Genomic DNA, 17,419 nt, shown 5'->3' on the forward strand with positions numbered 1-17,419 from the left:
ACAAAGAGCCAGAATTACTTTGGAGTTTTCCATTAAAAGTAGATTATATCATCTCAATCTTCAGATTTACGACGTTTACCTACCATAGCTGCTGCTCCAAGAAGCACAGCTCCAAGACCTGCGATAGCTACAGAACCATCATCACCTGTTTCAGGCAATTCTTTAGTAGTCGCTGGTTTGTCAGCAGATTTAACTTCTGCTTTAGTTTTCTCACTAACAGTTACAGTAATATTTTGACTTAGTACGTCTTTATTCCCTGTATTTGTCTGTGGAACCATTACATGAACTGACACAGTAACTTCATCCTTAGAGCCATCTGGGTAAGTGATAACAATCGTTCCTGTCTTATCGCCAGGAGTTGTGGTATCAATATCTTCTTTCCACTCAACTTTTGTACCATCTGGTAACTTGCCAAGGTTTTTAATACCATCCTCTGCCTTAGGTGTGTCTCCTATATTTACAGTGATGTCTTGTCCCTCTGGAGTATTTTTCTCTGCGTCCGTACGTGGGTCTACCACTGTAACCTTAACAGGCACTTCATCCTTAGAGCCATCTGGGTAAGTTACAACTACGGTTGCATCTTTATCCCCTGCTGTTGTGGTATCAACTGGATCTTTGAAGGCTACCTCAGTTCCTGCTGGAAGTTCTGGCAAGTTAGCGATTGAATCTTCTGCTTTAGGTGTGTCACCCATGTTTACAGTTTGATCTTTCGCTACTGGAGTATTCTTCTCTGCGTCCGTACGTGGGTCTACCACTGTAACCTTAACAGGTACTTCATCCTTAGAGCCATCTGGGTAAGTTACAACTACGGTTACATCTTTATCCCCTGCTGTTGTGGTATCAACTGGATCTTTGAAGGCTACCTTAGTTCCTGCTGGAAGTTCTGGCAAGTTAGCGATTGAATCTTCTGCTTTAGGTGTGTCACCCATGTTTACAGTTTGATCTTTCGCTACTGGAGTATTCTTCTCTGCATCCGTACGTGAGTCTACCACTGTAACCTTAACAGGTACTTCATCCTTAGAGCCATCTGGGTAAGTTACAACTACGGTTGCGTCTTTATCCCCTGCTGTTGTGGTATCAACTGGATCTTTGAAGGCTACCTTAGTTCCTGCTGGAAGTTCTGGCAAGTTAGCGATTGAATCTTCTGCTTTAGGTGTGTCACCCATGTTTACAGTTTGATCTTTCGCTACTGGAGTATTCTTCTCTGCATCCGTACGTGAGTCTACCACTGTAACCTTAACAGGTACTTCATCCTTAGAGCCATCTGGGTAAGTTACAACTACGGTTGCGTCTTTATCCCCTGCTGTTGTGGTATCAACTGGATCTTTGAAGGCTACCTTAGTTCCTGCTGGAAGTTCTGGCAAGTTAGCGATTGAATCTTCTGCTTTAGGTGTGTCACCCATGTTTACAGTTTGATCTTTCGCTACTGGAGTATTCTTCTCTGCGTCCGTACGTGGGTCTACCACTGTAACCTTAACAGGTACTTCATCCTTAGAGCCATCTGGGTAAGTTACAACTACGGTTGCATCTTTATCCCCTGCTGTTGTGGTATCAACTGGATCTTTGAAGGCTACCTCAGTTCCTGCTGGAAGTTCTGGCAAGTTAGCGATTGAATCTTCTGCTTTAGGTGTGTCACCCATGTTTACAGTTTGATCTTTCGCTACTGGAGTATTTTTCTCTGCGTCCGTACGTGGGTCTACCACTGTAACCTTAACAGGTACTTCATCCTTAGAGCCATCTGGGTAAGTTACAACTACGGTTGCGTCTTTATCTCCTGCTGTTGTGGTATCAACTGGTTCTTTGAAGTCTACCTTAGTTCCTGCTGGAAGTTCTGGCAAGTTAGCGATTGAATCTTCTGCCTTAGGCGTGTCACCAATGTTTACAGTTTGATCTTTCGCTACTGGAGTATTCTTCTCTGCGTCCGTACGTGGGTCTACCACTGTAACCTTAACAGGTACTTCATCCTTAGAGCCATCTGGGTAAGTTACAACTACGGTTACATCTTTATCCCCTGCTGTTGTGGTATCAACTGGATCTTTGAAGGCTACCTTAGTTCCTGCTGGAAGTTCTGGCAAGTTAGCGATTGAATCTTCTGCTTTAGGTGTGTCACCCATGTTTACAGTTTGATCTTTCGCTACTGGAGTATTCTTCTCTGCATCCGTACGTGAGTCTACCACTGTAACCTTAACAGGTACTTCATCCTTAGAGCCATCTGGGTAAGTTACAACTACGGTTGCGTCTTTATCTCCTGCTGTTGTGGTATCAACTGGATCTTTGAAGTCTACCTTAGTTCCTGCTGGAAGTTCTGGCAAGTTAGCGATTGAATCTTCTGCCTTAGGTGTGTCACCAATGTTTACAGTTTGATCTTTCGCTACTGGAGTATTTTTCTCTGCATCCGTACGTGGGTCTACCACTGTAACCTTAACAGGTACTTCATCCTTAGAGCCATCTGGGTAAGTTACAACTACGGTTGCATCTTTATCCCCTGCTGTTGTGGTATCAACTGGATCTTTGAAGGCTACCTCAGTTCCTGCTGGAAGTTCTGGCAAGTTAGCGATTGAATCTTCTGCTTTAGGTGTGTCACCCATGTTTACAGTTTGATCTTTCGCTACTGGAGTATTTTTCTCTGCGTCCGTACGTGGGTCTACCACTGTAACCTTAACAGGTACTTCATCCTTAGAGCCATCTGGGTAAGTTACAACTACGGTTGCGTCTTTATCTCCTGCTGTTGTGGTATCAACTGGTTCTTTGAAGTCTACCTTAGTTCCTGCTGGAAGTTCTGGCAAGTTAGCGATTGAATCTTCTGCCTTAGGCGTGTCACCAATGTTTACAGTTTGATCTTTCGCTACTGGAGTATTTTTCTCTGCGTCCGTACGTGGGTCTACCACTGTAACCTTAACAGGTACTTCATCCTTAGAGCCATCTGGGTAAGTTACAACTACGGTTGCGTCTTTATCTCCTGCTGTTGTGGTATCAACTGGTTCTTTGAAGTCTACCTTAGTTCCTGCTGGAAGTTCTGGCAAGTTAGCGATTGAATCTTCTGCCTTAGGTGTGTCACCAATGTTTACAGTTTGATCTTTCGCTACTGGAGTATTTTTCTCTGCGTCCGTACGTGGGTCTACCACTGTAACCTTAACAGGTACTTCATCCTTAGAGCCATCTGGGTAAGTTACAACTACGGTTGCGTCTTTATCTCCTGCTGTTGTGGTATCAACTGGTTCTTTGAAGTCTACCTTAGTTCCTGCTGGAAGTTCTGGCAAGTTAGCGATTGAATCTTCTGCCTTAGGTGTGTCACCAATGTTTACAGTTTGATCTTTCGCTACTGGAGTATTTTTCTCTGCATCCGTACGTGGGTCTACCACTGTAACCTTAACAGGTACTTCATCCTTAGAGCCATCTGGGTAAGTTACAACTACGATTGCGTCTTTATCCCCTGTTGTAGAAGTATCTACTTCCTCTTTAAAGGTATACTTTGTACCTGCTGGGAGATCAGCTGTATTTGCAATAGATTTTTCTGCTTCTGGTGTTGCATTCAATTCTACTGTCTGATTTTGACCTTGCGCATCATATTTGACATTATCAGGACGACTGTCGATAACTTTAACCGTCACAGGCACTTCGACTGTTTTCTCTGGTAGACCATTATCTTTATCTTCTGGATAGGTTACAAGGACAGTTGCAGGCTTATCACCTGCTGTTGTCGTATCAACATTTTCTTTCCATGTATAGGTTACGCCATCTCCAAGCTGGTCAACATTGGCAATTGCAGCACTAGCTGTTGGAGTTTCATTTAATTCAACTGAAATGGTTTGACCGATTGGATCTATAGAAGCGATAAAAGAATCTAAAGCCAAAGCATTGTTGAGAGTTTTGGTATTTTCTCCCTGTTCATATACCCCAACAGTAATATTGGATTGACGTTTTATATCTGCAGGTACTGTGAAATTCGTACTTGCTGCAGGTTCAAATGTTCCATCTACAGTTGAAAGAATGGTCACCGGATCACCAGAAGGCTTACCATCTACAAACCATTGTACTTGGTATTCACGGCTAGGGAGCAATCCACCAACTCGAGCTTCCACAACATCACCAATTGCGGCATTATTTTTGCCACTATTGTCATATTTCAAAGCATCAATCATTGGCTGTGGTGCCAAAATAGCAAAGTTAACAGATGAGATATTGTAACCTGCTACAGCATTTGAAAGGAAACTATTGGCTTCTTGGAAGATATTAGATGAGAAAGCATTACTCCATACATTGTAATTATCCACTAATGGAGTGACGTACATATAGTCTTGATTAATGTGACGGTAGACTTGGCCAGCCGTCCCATTCCATTTCATCAAGCTCTTATTATCCACATCGTCATCTGAAACCAGTTGTCCCCACTGTTCTTCAGAAATTTTATTTGGCGAGAGAGCATTATTCCGTTTGGTAGCACTTACCCCATAAAGACCTCTAAATGGAAGGTAGTAATAACCGTTTGCATCGACAGTTCCAACAACAGTCTCAGCAATATGTGAACCCTCACCATTTTGTGCTTGATAGGTTGTAACAATTTCAGCTTGTGCTTTGCGTAGGTCATTAACCGCATAACCTTTATTGTTAGTTTTCCATTCTTCTATTTGACGGACAACTTCATCATTGAGATAGGAACCAACAACTTTCACACCAGTAGCTTTTACATCATTACCATCGTTAATCCATTGGTTAGCTAGAGTACCAGCACCATCACCGTTATCATACCAAACATAACCATCAATCACACCATACGTTCCACGATTAGGCCATTCACCATTTGAATTTGGAGAAACTTCTCGTTGTGATTCAGGTTTGATTAGCCAAGTATCTTCGCCCACCTTATCTTGGAAAATAACCATACCATTCACAATGCGATTGATTCCAGCTGTGAAATCCCATGATTCATTTTTCCGATTGAGACGCGTATGGAAACCATAAATGGCATCACCAGCTCGTACAATATTATATTTGCTAGAATCAGGATTTTCAACCCAAGTACGAACAGCCATTTTTGGATCTCCAGCCAAATTAAACTGGTTTCCATCTTCAAGATCTGCATGATCTAGATTAATAACAAAGGTACCATCTGCTTCAGAAGTTGTGTAGTAAACATTTGAAACATGACCTTTTCCATTGACCCATTGAAGATAAATCTTCACACCAGACATTGGAAGTGAACCACTACCCATACCATCTAGGGTTTCTTCACTTTGTTGAAGCCAAGCCTTACCAGCATAGGAGCGTTTGTCTCCAATTACCCCAGGACTATAAATCGCATTCGCTTGGTTCACATCTTGAAGAGACTCTGAAAGGGCTGTAGTGGTAGCTTCTGGCATTGGTGAAGTTGGTGCATTCGCAGCATCACCAACGGCTCTTCTATGACGAGCCTGAGGAACTTCAAGAGACTCTTCTTTAGAAGCTTCATTCACTTCACCTGTCGCAGTTTTCTCTTCAGCTTTTAAATCTGCATTTTCAACTTTAAGTGCTGAGGAACTATCAGAAACATCCGAGGAAGCCGTGCTATCGCCGACTTCTTGCGTTGTATTCTCAACCTCATCTGAGGATACTTCGCTCTCATTGCCTGCAGTTGCAGTTTCTGATGATTTTTCGGCTACTTCCGCAGTTGAAGTTGTAGGCGTTTCTACTGCAGTCCCATCATTAGTAAGTTGATCAGAACTTCCCACTGACTCACTAGCCTCTTTAGTTTCCACAGCTTCATTTTCGACTGCCGCAGTTACTGAATCTGTATTTTGCGGCTCTACTTGCACTGATGGTAGCGTATTTGATTGTGTCTCATCCGCATTAACACTTGGAGCTGCTACTCCAACAATCACGGCCCCCAACAATACTGACGCAGCACCAAATGAATACTTGCGAATCGAAAATCGTTGCCTATGTTTTCCTTTATAAAACATACTTTTTTCTCCTTTTTTCCTTTACCTTTTTGTGTGCAGTATCGCACACTATCATATTAACACATTTAATTTTAAAATGTCAAATATTTGTCTTTTTATTTTTAATTGTTTTATCAGTTAAAAAAGTTTTGTTTTTTGTTTCTGGTTTGATACTATTTTGCTTGCATAATGGCATTTTCTTTACAGAGCTAAAGCACAAAAACGGCTCTTTGTCAACTGTAGTGTGTTGATGAAAAGCTAAGTGCGAGAGAGAACGATTTTCGTTCTCTCTCTTTTGATATTCAAAATGATGAGAATCTTTGTTCTAAAGTTCTTAAAGTTACGAAACCCAAACGCTTGCCGTTTGATGTCTTTGATGAGTTTGTTAGTAGCTTCTAATTTGGCGTTGGAATAAGGATATTTCAGAGCGTTGGTGATATAGGTTTCGTGCTTTAGAAAAGTCCGAAAGACTCTTGCAAAGTTTGCGTTAACACTATCGACATTGTCGTGAATCAGTCCGAAAAATGACTCGACACGCTTCTCTTGAAAATGAAAGAGCAGTAATTGGTAAAGGTCATAATAATTCGGAGAGCTTTCTGCTATCCTTTTGCAGGATTCTCCAGTGATTCTTCATGGCTCTGTAAGGCAGAGACTTCTTGTCAAAGCTCTTCATGATGGCAATACGATTGGTCATCATGGCTCGAGAGAGGTGCTGCACGAGGTGGAAACGGTCGAGGACAATCTCCGCTTTCGGAAATAGTTTCCTGATGATAGGAATGTAGGCACCCGACATGTCGACAGGCACTACTCTGACTGCTTCTCTAGCTTGTCTTGAATACTTGTAAAAGTGGTTTTTGCTGGTCGTTTGGCGATTATTCTCCAGCACTGCTACGATTTTCATGGTCTCAAAATCTTGCGCAATGAAAGCTAGTCTTCCCTTGTTTCTTGCGAAATCATCCCAGGATAAAATCTCAGGCAAGACCTCAAAATTCTCTTTCAAAGTGAAAGCATTTAGCTGTCTTTGAACGGTGGAAACAGAGATGTGGAGGCGTTTTTCGCTGAGAAGTTGGGTGATTTTCGCCCAGACAGGCTGTGAGATTTGGCAATTTTTCTTGACTAGACTGTTTTTGGCGATAGAGACCCTGCGACACACTTTACACTGAAAACGCCGCTTTCTGAGCTTTAGAACGGTTGCCATACCTTGGACGTCTAAGATTGGGCTGGTGGAAGGCCTTTGAAAAGTATTTCATCATCTTTCCTTGACAATGAGGACAGGATGGGGCTGGATAATCCAGCTCAGCTCTAAGGTCAATGTGAGTCTGCTGTTTGAGAACAAGTCATATTTTGATGTTTAAGTTTTTGATTCCAATGAGTTTTGTGGTATTCTTAATATTGGTATTTTTAATATGTTTCATAAGTACCTCCTAATGATGGTTTAGCGCTTTTCATTATAAGTCTTATGGGCTTTTTTCTGTACTCAAAAAGCCCTATAACCTCTGCGGTGGAGTTACCCACTACAGATATTATAGAGCCACAAAAAGCACTTCCTAGGAAGTGCTTTTACGGATCTTAGTCCTTTTCATTAGCAAACTGGCTATTATAGAGGTCGTAGTAGAAACCTTTATCCGCTAGTAGGCTTTGGTGAGTGCCTTGCTCGATGATTTGCCCGTCTTTTAGGACGAGGATTTTATCAGCTTCTTGGATGGTTGATAGACGGTGGGCAATGACAAAGCTAGTGCGTCCTTCCATGAGTTTACTCATGGCTTTTTGAATGAGAAGCTCAAGACGTGTGTCCACCGATGACGTCGCCTCGTCCAAGATGAGAATCTTAGGATCCGCTAGTAGGGCACGGGCAATGGTGAGGAGTTGTTTTTGACCGAGAGAGACGTTGCTAGACTCTTGGTTCATCTCCATGTTGTAGCCACCAGGTAGCGTGCGGATAAAGTGGTCAACGTTTGCTGCAAGGGCTGCTTCTACGATTTCATTGTCTGTGGCGTCGAGATTACCAAAGCGTAGATTTTCCTTAATGGTACCCTCGTAGAGCCAAGCGTCTTGCAAGACCATACCGAACTGCTTGCGGTATTCTTGACGAGACAGGTGGCGAATGTCGTGCCCGTCTACCTTGATAGAGCCATTTGTCACGTCGTAGAAACGCATCAAAAGGTTAATCAAAGTGGTCTTACCAGCTCCGGTAGGTCCTACGATGGCGACCATCTCACCAGGATTGACCTCAAGGTTAAAGTCACGGATAAGGGGCTTGTCAGCGACATACTGAAAGTCCACATGCTCAAAGCTGACACGACCGCTAAGGTCATGCTCTAGGTGCTCTGTAACCTCTGACACTTCTGGCTCTTCATCCAGCACCTCAAAGATACGCTCAAGAGAGGACTTGGCACTTTGGATGACACCAGTTAGCTGGGTGATGGTTTGGATAGGCTGGCTGATTTGCCAAACGTACTGAACAAAGGCTTGCATGTTACCGACGGTGAGTTTTCCTGCTAATACTTGCAAACCACCGAGCAACGCTATGATGAGATAGGCTGAGTCGTTGATGGCATTGAGCACTGGCATCATGATACCAGAGATAAAGCTGGCTCTAAAACCGACTTCTCGTAGTTCATCTGTGATTTCTTGGAAGTCCTTAGTTGAAGCTTCTTCACGTCCGTAGAGTTTGATGACGTTAAATCCTGTGAGTTTTTCTTGAACAAAACCGTTCAAATCACCGACAAGATTGGCTTGGCGTTTGAAGTAAGGCTGTGATTTTTTCAGGATATACTGAGAGACAAAATAAGTCAGCGGCACACAAACGAGAAGCACCAGCGCTAGCTTGGCATTGAGGTAAAAGACCATGCACAGAACAAGGACGATAGTGAGCACAGCCTCGATGATTTTAAGAAAGCTCTGCTGAAGGGCATTTGAGACGGTTTCGACGTCACTGGTAAAGCGTCCAAGCATGTCCCCGAACTGGTGCTTGTCAAAATAAGACACTGGAATGCTGTTGATTTTGTAGCTGAGGTCACGACGCAAATCACGCACGCTGTTTTGCACGACATTGGTCATAAAGTAGTTAGACCCGTATGAGCCGACCTCAAAGAGAAAGCCACGGATAAAGTAGATAATCAGTATCATGCCGACATAGGGCACATTGATGTGGGCACCTTGAACGCCTCTTGCCATATCAAGGAGATTGTTGGTAATCTCGGTGATGGCTAGACCGATGACAAAGGGCTCAAGCACACTCATGACAGCGCTGAGAATTTTCAAAAAAACAGCAAGGAACAAAGCTCCCTTGTAATGCTTGAGATAGTCCCACAAGCGCAGAAAGACACTTCTTTGTTTCATATTTTCCTCCTATTCTTCTGTAGTCGCTGATTGGTTGAGCTGGGAGTTGGCGATTTCACGGTAGATGGCATTGGACTTCATGAGCTCATCATGTGTGCCACGTCCGACAATCTCGCCCTCGTCAAGCACGATGATTTGGTCAGCGTCCATGATGGTGCCGACACGTTGTGCTACGATAAGCACGGTGCTATCACCAGTGACCTCCTTGAGACGACGACGTAAAATAGCGTCTGTCTTGTAGTCAAGGGCTGAGAATGAGTCATCAAAGATATAGATTTCTGGGTCTTTGACCACCGCACGAGCAATGGAGAGACGTTGCTTTTGACCACCGGAGAGGTTGCTTCCCCCTTCAGCTAGATGGGTCTCAAAAGCTTCCTCACGGCTTTCGATAAATTCTTTGGCTTGAGCGATGTCAGCTGCCTGACGCAGGTCATCAATCGTCGCATCTTCCTTACCATATTTGAGGTTATCCCCGATTGTCCCTGTAAAGAGCAACGCTTTTTGCGGAATAAAACCAATTTTTTGGCGCAGCGCCTTGAGGTTGTACTCTCTGACGTCCACACCGTCAACCAAGATTTTCCCAAGAGTCACATCGTAAAAACGTGGGATGAGGTTAACAAGGGATGATTTTCCAGATCCAGTTGAGCCGATAAAGGCAATGGTCTCACCAGGGCTTGCCTTAAAACTGATACTGTGAAGCACTGGGCTTTCAGTCTCACCTGGATAAGCAAAGGTGACATTGTCAAACTCAAGATAGCCACGCTCCTTGGTTTCCGTGATACCATTTTCATTTGGGTCAATGGAAATCGGCATTGCCATGACCTCTTGGATACGGCTACTTGAGACCGCCATACGAGGATACATGGTAAAGAGATTGGCAAAGAGGAGGAATGAAAAGAGCGCATGGAAACTGTACTCAATAAAGGCAACTAAGTCCCCAATCTGAAGCGAGCCAGCGCCAAGCGGTTTAAGGGCAAACCAGACAATAGCGATAATCATAGCAACGATGATTTGCACAAAGAGCGGCTCAGTCAGTCCCGTCAGTTTAAAGAGGCGATTAGAAGTGTTGGTGTACTCGACATTTGCTGTGTCAAAGCGCTCTTCTTGGAAATCCTCTCTAGCAAAGGCACGGATAACACGAAGCCCTGTTAGATTTTCACGGACATACTGGTTGATTTTATCTAAAAGCGCTTGTTGCTTTTCAGACAGCGGACGTGTCTTGATAGCAACATAGGCAACCACCCAGATAAGAAATGGAATAGCAACCGCCACCACCCAAGCTAAAGAAGGGCTCGTCACTAAAATCATGACGATACTAAAGATAATCATCAAGGGCGTTACCACACCCATGCGTAGCACCTGCTCTGTAAACTGCATAAGAACAAATGCGTCACTGGTCATCCGTGTCACAAGTGACGGCACACCGATTTTTTCGTACTCATGGTGCGAATACTGCTGCAACTTGGTGTACATGTCATTTCGCATGTCACGAATCATGGTTGACGTCAAACGCCCAGAAGCATAGCTCAGCGTGACACGTCCAATAATCCCTAAGACAACGATAATCGCCATCATACCAGCCCAAAAATAAATCGCCTTGGCGTCTCCTTTGGTGACCCCTTGGTCAATCATGCGTGCCAGCATGGTCGGCATTCCTAAATTAACAACAACAAAGAGAAGTGCTCCTAGAAGGTCTAAAAACAACCACTTAGGATATTTTTTGATGTAAGACCAAATGTAGCCCATAACATCTCCTTTCTTAATTTTCCAATTCACTCAGATACTCGTAGCGCTCGTACTTGTCAAGCAAGCGCTCGTTTTTCTCGTCCAGTTCTTTCTGCAAATCTGATAGTCGTGTAAAATCGCTACCGCAGGTTAACATCTCAGCCTCAATCGCCTCGATACGCTCCTCCAGCTGACTGATGTCCTCTTCAATGGTCGCCCACTCCTGCTTTTCAAAGTAGGACATGCGTTTTTTGCTCGGCTCTTTTTTGGCGACCTTGGTCGTTTTTTCAGTCTGCACTTGCTTTTCAAGGACATCTGCCTCAAAGGCTTTTTCGTCTAGATAGTCTGTGTAATTACCGAAAAACTCACGCACCATACCATTTTCAAAGGCGAGGATTTTATTGGCGACCTTGTCAAGGAAATAGCGGTCGTGGCTAACCGTGATGACAGGACCTGCAAACTGCTGCAAGAACTGCTCAAGCACCGTCAACGTCGCAATATCAAGGTCATTTGTCGGCTCGTCTAAAAGCAGAACGTTTGGCTTTTCAATCAAAAGACGCAAGAGATACAGACGTTTTTTCTCACCACCAGACAGCTTTGCAATCACAGTGCCGTGCGTTGAGCGTGGAAATAAAAACTGCTCCAAAAGCTCTGTCACACTGGTAGTGCCGACACTTGTCTTAACCTCATCAGCGACTTCTTGCAGGTAGCTGATGACACGCTTTGACTCATCCATATCCACCAGCTGCTGTGAGAAATAGCCAATACGCACCGTCTCACCAATCTCCACCACACCTGCGCTAGGTTCTAGGCGCTTGGTCATGAGATTAAGCAGCGTTGACTTGCCGACACCATTGTCTCCGATAATACCGATACGGTCCTTGTTTTGGATAAGGAGGTTAAAGTCAGACAAGATAGGCTTGGTCTCATAGGCAAAGTCCACATGCGAAAAAGAGATGACCTTTTTGCCGATACGGCTGGTCTCAAAATTGACCTCTAGCTCTGCTTTGTTGGTTGATTTTGCTAAATCTGCTTTTAAGTCCTTAAAACGATTGATACGAGCTTGCTGTTTTGTGGCACGGGCTTGCGGTTGCGTGCGCATCCATGAAAGCTCTTGCTTGTAGAGCTGTTTTTTCTTGTGCAGGGTGCTCGCATCACGCTCATCCTGCTCTGCTCGCAAGCGCACATAGTCTTGATAATTGCCCTGATATTCGGTCAATTGACCATCTGCCAATTCAAAAATGCGCGTTGCCACATTATCCAAAAAGTAGCGGTCATGGGTGATAAAGACAACGGTCTTTTTGCTGGTCTTAAGATAAGTCGTCAGCCAAGCAATGGTATCAATATCCAAGTGGTTGGTCGGCTCATCTAGCAAAAGCAAGTCCGCCTCCCCCAGCAAGACCTGCGCCAGCTGGACACGACGTCTAAGACCACCAGACAAGTCTGAAATGCGACTGGTCAAATCTGAAATACCAAGTTTTGTCAGAACAGTCTTGACCTCACTCTCAATGGACCAAGCGTCAAGACTATCCATCTCTGCCATCACCGCCTCTAGTTCAGCTTGCTTGCTATCGTCATAGTGGGCAAGTAGCGTCTCATAACGGCGAATCAACTGCATTTCACGTAGACTAGAGTCAAGGACGGTCTCAAGCACCGTCTTAGTCTCATCAAACTGAGGTTCCTGTGTCAAATAGGCAATCTTATAATCATTAGGACATGAAAAAGGCGGCACATCACCGTCAAATCCGATTTCACCAGAAATGACGTCTAAAAGTGTCGTCTTACCCGTACCATTCACACCGATAATCCCAATCCGGTCAAGGTCGTGAACGATAAAGGAAATGTCCTTAAAAACAGTCTTGTCCCCAACCGACTTAGCCAAGTGTGTTACTAAAAAATCACTCATCTTGTCTCCTTCTCGCAAACTCTAAAATAGCAGATCTGTCATTTGCCAAGTCACCATCTACAATAGCAAGCTCCACCGCTGACAAATGCTCCCCTAAGCTAGGACCTGGTGTCAAGCCAAGTTGCTTTATCAAATCAGCGCCATTGACCACAATCTCGTGCTTATCGTAGATAGGCAAGTCCTTATAAATAGCGTCAATGCTTTCGTAATCCACTGCTAGCCCCTTTGCTTCACGCAGGCGCTCTGCAAGACATACCAAGTCCCTGCCATAATGGTAAAGTATCCGCCTATCAACAGGCTGTTCTAAGCGAAGCTCATAGATCGCCATGATAGCAGTCACTTCCTTTTGGAACTGACTAGAGGTTTTCCATGCCTTTAAAAAGCCTCTCGGATTTTGGCACTTCATCTCTAATAGCAAAGCTGCCCAAGCCTGAGTAGAGCTGACAAAGACTGTGTCTGTCATCTCCTCAGTCATAGCCAGTAAAGCTGGCGCTTGGTCGTCTAACTGTGGCAGATAGCGATAAGCCTCACAATCAACAAAGGCACGCAAACCTTTCTTCCAAAATGGAGCTACAAGCAGCTTATCCAGCTCGATAAAGGAGCGTTCAATCGAAATTTTCTCTAAAAGGTGAGCATGGCTCTTCATGGCAGCAAAAGTCTTTTCTTCAAGCGTAAAGTCAAGGCTAGCTAAGAAACGCAGACCACGCAAAATCCTAAGTGCATCCTCGTTGAAGCGCTCTTTTGGCTCACCGACAGCACGCAGGATTTTATGTTCAAGGTCATCCAGTCCACCAAAATGGTCAACAATCTCACCGTCTGGCGCTAAGGCAAAAGCATTGACCGTAAAATCACGGCGCTTCAAATCCTCATCGAGAGAGCGCACAAAGTTTACTTGACTCGGACGTCGATAGTCCACATAGACATCCTCTGTCCTAAAGGTCGTAATCTCATATTCGCCATCCTCTTCAAGCACCAAAACAGTCCCATGCTCAATGCCGATATCGACTGTCCGCTTAAAAATCCGCTTGGTCTCCTCGGGATATGAGCTGGTCGCAATATCAACATCATGGATAGGACGATTTAAGAGTGCGTCACGGACACTTCCGCCGACAAAGTAAGCCTCATAGCCAGCTGAGCGAATTTTCTTCAATATGGGCAAAGCCTTCTGAAATTCAGAAGGCAAGTGTGTTAATTTCATAATAATTTTTCCAAACCATAAACTAATTTTTGCGCTGTGACAACTTTCTTGATACCCAGATTGACGCCACTCATAAAGGAGCTTCGATCATAAGAATCATGGCGAAGCGTCAGCCCCTCACCTTGCGCACCAAAGATGACCTCTTGATGGGCGACAAGCCCCGGCAAACGCACGCTATGAATACGAAAACCATCGTACTCTGCCCCACGAGCTCCCGCTAGAGACTCGGTTTCATCAGGAACACCTTGGTGTTTTGCCTGTCTCACCTGCGAGATAAGCTCCGCTGTCTTGATAGCCGTTCCGCTCGGAGCGTCTTTTTTCTGGTCATGATGTAGCTCGATAATCTCAAGGTCTGGGAAATACTGCGTTGCTTTTGCTGCAAACTCCATGAGCAAAATCGCACCAATGGCAAAGTTTGGAGCAATCAAGCCACCCAGCTTTTTCTCAGCTGAAAAAGCAATCAGCTCTTCTATCTCGCTTTCTGTAAAGCCAGTTGTGCCAACGACAGGAGCAAAGCCATTTTCAAGGGCAAAGCGGGTATTGGCATAAGCGACCTCTGGTATGGTAAAGTCCACCCAGACATCCGCATCAATCCCTGCCAAGTCCTCTTTTTGCTGATAGACAGGCACACCGTCTAGCTCGTCCACTTCAGCTGTAGGCGACAAAAGGGCAACGAGCTCAAGCTCCTCATCCTTTTTAACCATATCAAGCGCAGCACTTCCCATGCGTCCTGTAAATCCTGCAATAATGACTTTTATACGCATCCTTATCTCCTTTTTTAAATTTTTGGTGTCACACCAAAGCAGATTGCTCCCTCACCAAGGTGTGTGGCGATAACACTGCCAAAGCTAACAAGGTCAATGCCTTGGTAGCCTTCATCAGTCATCGTCTCTCGCAAACGCTCTGCCTTATCCGCCGCATGCCCTTCGATGATGAAAATATCGTAATCGCAAGCACCAGCCGATGTTGTCTCCTCTAAAATCGCTAGCATGCGCTTCATCGCTTTCTTTTCAGTGCGGACTTTTTCATAAACAAGGATTTTCCCCTCGTCATTAAAGTACAAAATCGGCTTGATACTGAGAAGATTTCCCAAAATAGCTGCGCCATTTGACAAACGTCCGCCCTTAACCAAGTGGTTCAAATCATCCACCATGATGTAGGCTTGCGTCTTGTCAATCTGGTAAGCGAGTTTTTCAAGAATCGTCTCAAAAGCAACGCCATCCTCAGCTAAGCGCAGGCAATTGGTCACCATGCGTCCTAGCGGGTAGGAAGTGATACGACTATCTGGAAAGGCTATGGTCAGCTTGTCATAATCATCTGTCAAAAACTGGATATTTTGCCAAAATCCTGAAATCCCTGATGACAAAAAGAGCCCGATAACATGGGTAAAGCCAGCACTTTCAATCTGGCTTAGAGCTTCTTCTAGGTCTGCAAGGCTAGGTTGGCTTGTCTTTGGAAGGTCTTTTGAGGCTGCCATCTTAGCGTAAAAGTCGCTAATGGTCAGATTTTTCCCTTCGACATAAGACGTTTCTTCGATAGTGACCGGAATATCAAGGACAAAAATATCCTCTCGGTCTGCAACTTCTTGCGGTAGTACCGCTGTATTATCAGTAATTATAGCTAATTTCATTAACTGTTAAACTCCAAATTCAAGCCCGGACGGTCAAGGGCAATCTCTGTAACTTCATAGGTTAAGCGTTGCACCATATCAAGTAAAGGAGCCGCCAAGTCTTGAACTTCTTCTTGACTAAAATCTTTTGGTGCATCAATCAAACGGTCTTTGATGTGAACTAATTGTGACACCGCACCGCTAATGACAAACTCATCACGGACAACCATGAACTGAAGGACAGCAACAACACTTGTGCGTACAGCCTCTTCATCACGCTCTGCTAGTTGGAAAGTGACCTCAAAGTTGGTCTCTGGAGTACCATTTTCCTTTTCCCATTCTAGGTTTCTAGCGTCATAGTGGTATTGGTTCACAAATTCTTTTTCACGGGTAAGTTCCATGTTTTTTCTCCTCTATATCTGGGTATTCCCAAGTAATAACGGTATTAACTGACCTTTTAGTAGAAATCTTGTTACTTTTTGAGAGCTTTCCACTCTTTATCTAAAAGTGCCATGATGAGCGTATCAGCGTAGCCATCCTGTGTCTTGATACTCTCACGCTTACGCCCTTCGAGCTTAAAACCAGCCTTTTCATAGACAGCCTGCGCTCTAGGATTAAAAGAATAAACCTCTAATTCCAAGCGATGAAGACCAACCGTACCAAAGACAAAATCACAAACAGATGTCGTCATCCAACTGCCCAGCCCTTGATTCCAGTATGCTTTATCAAAAATCACGATACGAAAGTTTGCCGATTGGTCAAGCTCATCTATGTCATTCACCACAGCTTCACCGATGAAAGTGCCATCTGGTGCCACAAGGATAAAGTCAAAACGCTCCGAACTTGAGACAATACGATTGTGATAGCGGATAATATCATCTCGACTAAAGGTCTGTGTCGTTCCCGTCAGATAGTCCACTTCCTCGCAAGTTTTGGTAAAGCAATCTTGATAGTACTTCTCAGCTTCCCCTTTCTTAAAAGAACGAAGCGTAAAGCCATCACGCTGCCAACAGGCAGTCTTTTTGGTCATATCAGCTCTCCTAAGCACTTGTCAGTTTTGGTTAGCACATACAATCACTGTGCTATAACTTTACTAAGCACCAAGTCCAAATAGTTTTATGTCGACCTAGTGACTTAGTTTAGATAGTTAGACTCATTATAGCATATTTTAAGAAAGGATTAAAGTTAGAATTTCTTTTGAGGATGCTTAGCGATGATTTCTGGATAGCTTGTGAGTAGCTCCTCACCTTTTGGTGTTAAGCGTAAGCCACGGAGTGAAAAATAAGCCCCTAACTCTTCTTCGCTTAATAACTCTTTAAGTGTAGCGTCCACGTCACTTCTTTTCATTTTGGACAGCCCTTTAGCACCCTTTTCTTTTAAAATCTGCTTGAGTTTAGTTGCTGGGATATGGTCAAGCGAGTCAAAAGCCGACTCAACCACTACATAACCCTCCTCAATCACAAAGGAAAGTGCGTCAGCGCCGTTGACACCATAGCTGTATTCAAAGTATTTTGAAAAAGGTGTCTCTGTCGTAAAAGTGCCAAAGTGAATCCGCCACAGCAAGATGATGTGCCCTGGCAAAACGCCTTCCTTAGTTCTTATCATGTTGCGCTTTGGCACTTTAGGTGTGGTATTCACTTCAAGCAAATCACGCTTGCTTGAGATATATGGGATTTCTGGATAATCTTTGTAGAGTTCTTGAATTGTTTTCATAGAGCTAT

Annotated in this window: 10 protein-coding genes and 1 pseudogene; all 11 read right to left on the reverse strand. The window is 44.2% G+C overall.

Annotated features, from left to right (window positions below; all coding sequences use genetic code 11):
• Positions 1–53: 53 nt before the first annotated feature.
• The 11 genes and pseudogenes from G5B60_RS07170 to G5B60_RS07220 all read right to left on the reverse strand — a co-directional run bounded on the left by G5B60_RS07170 (position 54) and on the right by G5B60_RS07220 (position 17,411).
• The gene (locus tag G5B60_RS07170) at positions 54–5,939 is read right to left on the reverse strand and encodes a Rib/alpha-like domain-containing protein (protein WP_164683399.1); all 5,886 of its coding nucleotides are present in this window, start codon (positions 5,937–5,939) and stop codon (positions 54–56) included.
• A 237-nt stretch (positions 5,940–6,176) separates the two neighbouring features.
• Positions 6,177–7,333: pseudogene (locus tag G5B60_RS07175) on the reverse strand (ISL3 family transposase).
• A gap of 154 nt (positions 7,334–7,487) precedes the next feature.
• Positions 7,488–9,260 carry an ABC transporter ATP-binding protein gene (locus G5B60_RS07180; RefSeq protein ID WP_164683400.1) on the reverse strand — a complete coding sequence of 591 codons (1,773 nt, stop codon included), beginning with the start codon at positions 9,258–9,260 and terminating at the stop codon, positions 7,488–7,490.
• Between the two features lie 9 nt (positions 9,261–9,269).
• Positions 9,270–11,006: an ABC transporter ATP-binding protein gene (locus G5B60_RS07185; protein WP_164683401.1), complete on the reverse strand. Its 1,737-nt coding sequence runs from the start codon at positions 11,004–11,006 to the stop codon at positions 9,270–9,272.
• A 13-nt stretch (positions 11,007–11,019) separates the two neighbouring features.
• Positions 11,020–12,891, reverse strand: a complete 1,872-nt coding sequence (locus G5B60_RS07190) for an ABC-F family ATP-binding cassette domain-containing protein (RefSeq protein WP_164683402.1) — start codon at positions 12,889–12,891, stop codon at positions 11,020–11,022.
• Positions 12,884–14,089 carry a CCA tRNA nucleotidyltransferase gene (locus tag G5B60_RS07195; RefSeq protein WP_164683403.1) on the reverse strand — a complete coding sequence of 402 codons (1,206 nt, stop codon included), beginning with the start codon at positions 14,087–14,089 and terminating at the stop codon, positions 12,884–12,886. The genes G5B60_RS07190 and G5B60_RS07195 overlap by 8 nt, the downstream gene beginning before the upstream one ends.
• The gene (gene dapB / locus G5B60_RS07200) at positions 14,086–14,853 is read right to left on the reverse strand and encodes a 4-hydroxy-tetrahydrodipicolinate reductase (RefSeq protein WP_164683404.1); all 768 of its coding nucleotides are present in this window, start codon (positions 14,851–14,853) and stop codon (positions 14,086–14,088) included. Before dapB ends, G5B60_RS07195 begins: the two co-directional genes overlap by 4 nt.
• Positions 14,854–14,867: 14 nt before the next feature.
• Positions 14,868–15,719 carry a DegV family protein gene (locus G5B60_RS07205; RefSeq protein ID WP_164683405.1) on the reverse strand — a complete coding sequence of 284 codons (852 nt, stop codon included), beginning with the start codon at positions 15,717–15,719 and terminating at the stop codon, positions 14,868–14,870.
• Positions 15,719–16,099, reverse strand: a complete 381-nt coding sequence (locus tag G5B60_RS07210) for a DUF1149 family protein (protein WP_115268987.1) — start codon at positions 16,097–16,099, stop codon at positions 15,719–15,721. Before G5B60_RS07210 ends, G5B60_RS07205 begins: the two co-directional genes overlap by 1 nt.
• A 71-nt stretch (positions 16,100–16,170) precedes the next feature.
• Positions 16,171–16,728, reverse strand: a complete 558-nt coding sequence (locus G5B60_RS07215) for a GNAT family N-acetyltransferase (RefSeq protein WP_164683406.1) — start codon at positions 16,726–16,728, stop codon at positions 16,171–16,173.
• A 155-nt stretch (positions 16,729–16,883) separates the two neighbouring features.
• On the reverse strand, positions 16,884–17,411 hold the full coding sequence (locus G5B60_RS07220; protein WP_164683407.1) for a hypothetical protein: 528 nt from the start codon (positions 17,409–17,411) through the stop codon (positions 16,884–16,886).
• Between the last annotated feature and the right edge of the window lie 8 nt (positions 17,412–17,419).

Origin of the sequence: Streptococcus hyointestinalis (assembly GCF_011039275.1) — a bacterium.
In the GTDB taxonomy this organism is placed as follows: domain Bacteria; phylum Bacillota; class Bacilli; order Lactobacillales; family Streptococcaceae; genus Streptococcus; species Streptococcus hyointestinalis_A.

Excerpts from the sequence above, each read along its gene's own strand:
- G5B60_RS07210 (WP_115268987.1), bottom strand. The coding sequence starts at position 16,099 with ATGGAACTTACCCGTGAAAAAGAATTTGTGAACCAATACCACTATGAC.
- G5B60_RS07190 (WP_164683402.1), bottom strand. The coding sequence starts at position 12,891 with ATGAGTGATTTTTTAGTAACACACTTGGCTAAGTCGGTTGGGGACAAG.
- dapB (WP_164683404.1), bottom strand. The coding sequence starts at position 14,853 with ATGCGTATAAAAGTCATTATTGCAGGATTTACAGGACGCATGGGAAGT.
- G5B60_RS07185 (WP_164683401.1), bottom strand. The coding sequence starts at position 11,006 with ATGGGCTACATTTGGTCTTACATCAAAAAATATCCTAAGTGGTTGTTT.
- G5B60_RS07180 (WP_164683400.1), bottom strand. The coding sequence starts at position 9,260 with ATGAAACAAAGAAGTGTCTTTCTGCGCTTGTGGGACTATCTCAAGCAT.
- G5B60_RS07205 (WP_164683405.1), bottom strand. The coding sequence starts at position 15,719 with ATGAAATTAGCTATAATTACTGATAATACAGCGGTACTACCGCAAGAA.
- G5B60_RS07170 (WP_164683399.1), bottom strand. The coding sequence starts at position 5,939 with ATGTTTTATAAAGGAAAACATAGGCAACGATTTTCGATTCGCAAGTAT.
- G5B60_RS07220 (WP_164683407.1), bottom strand. The coding sequence starts at position 17,411 with ATGAAAACAATTCAAGAACTCTACAAAGATTATCCAGAAATCCCATAT.
- G5B60_RS07195 (WP_164683403.1), bottom strand. The coding sequence starts at position 14,089 with ATGAAATTAACACACTTGCCTTCTGAATTTCAGAAGGCTTTGCCCATA.
- G5B60_RS07215 (WP_164683406.1), bottom strand. The coding sequence starts at position 16,728 with ATGACCAAAAAGACTGCCTGTTGGCAGCGTGATGGCTTTACGCTTCGT.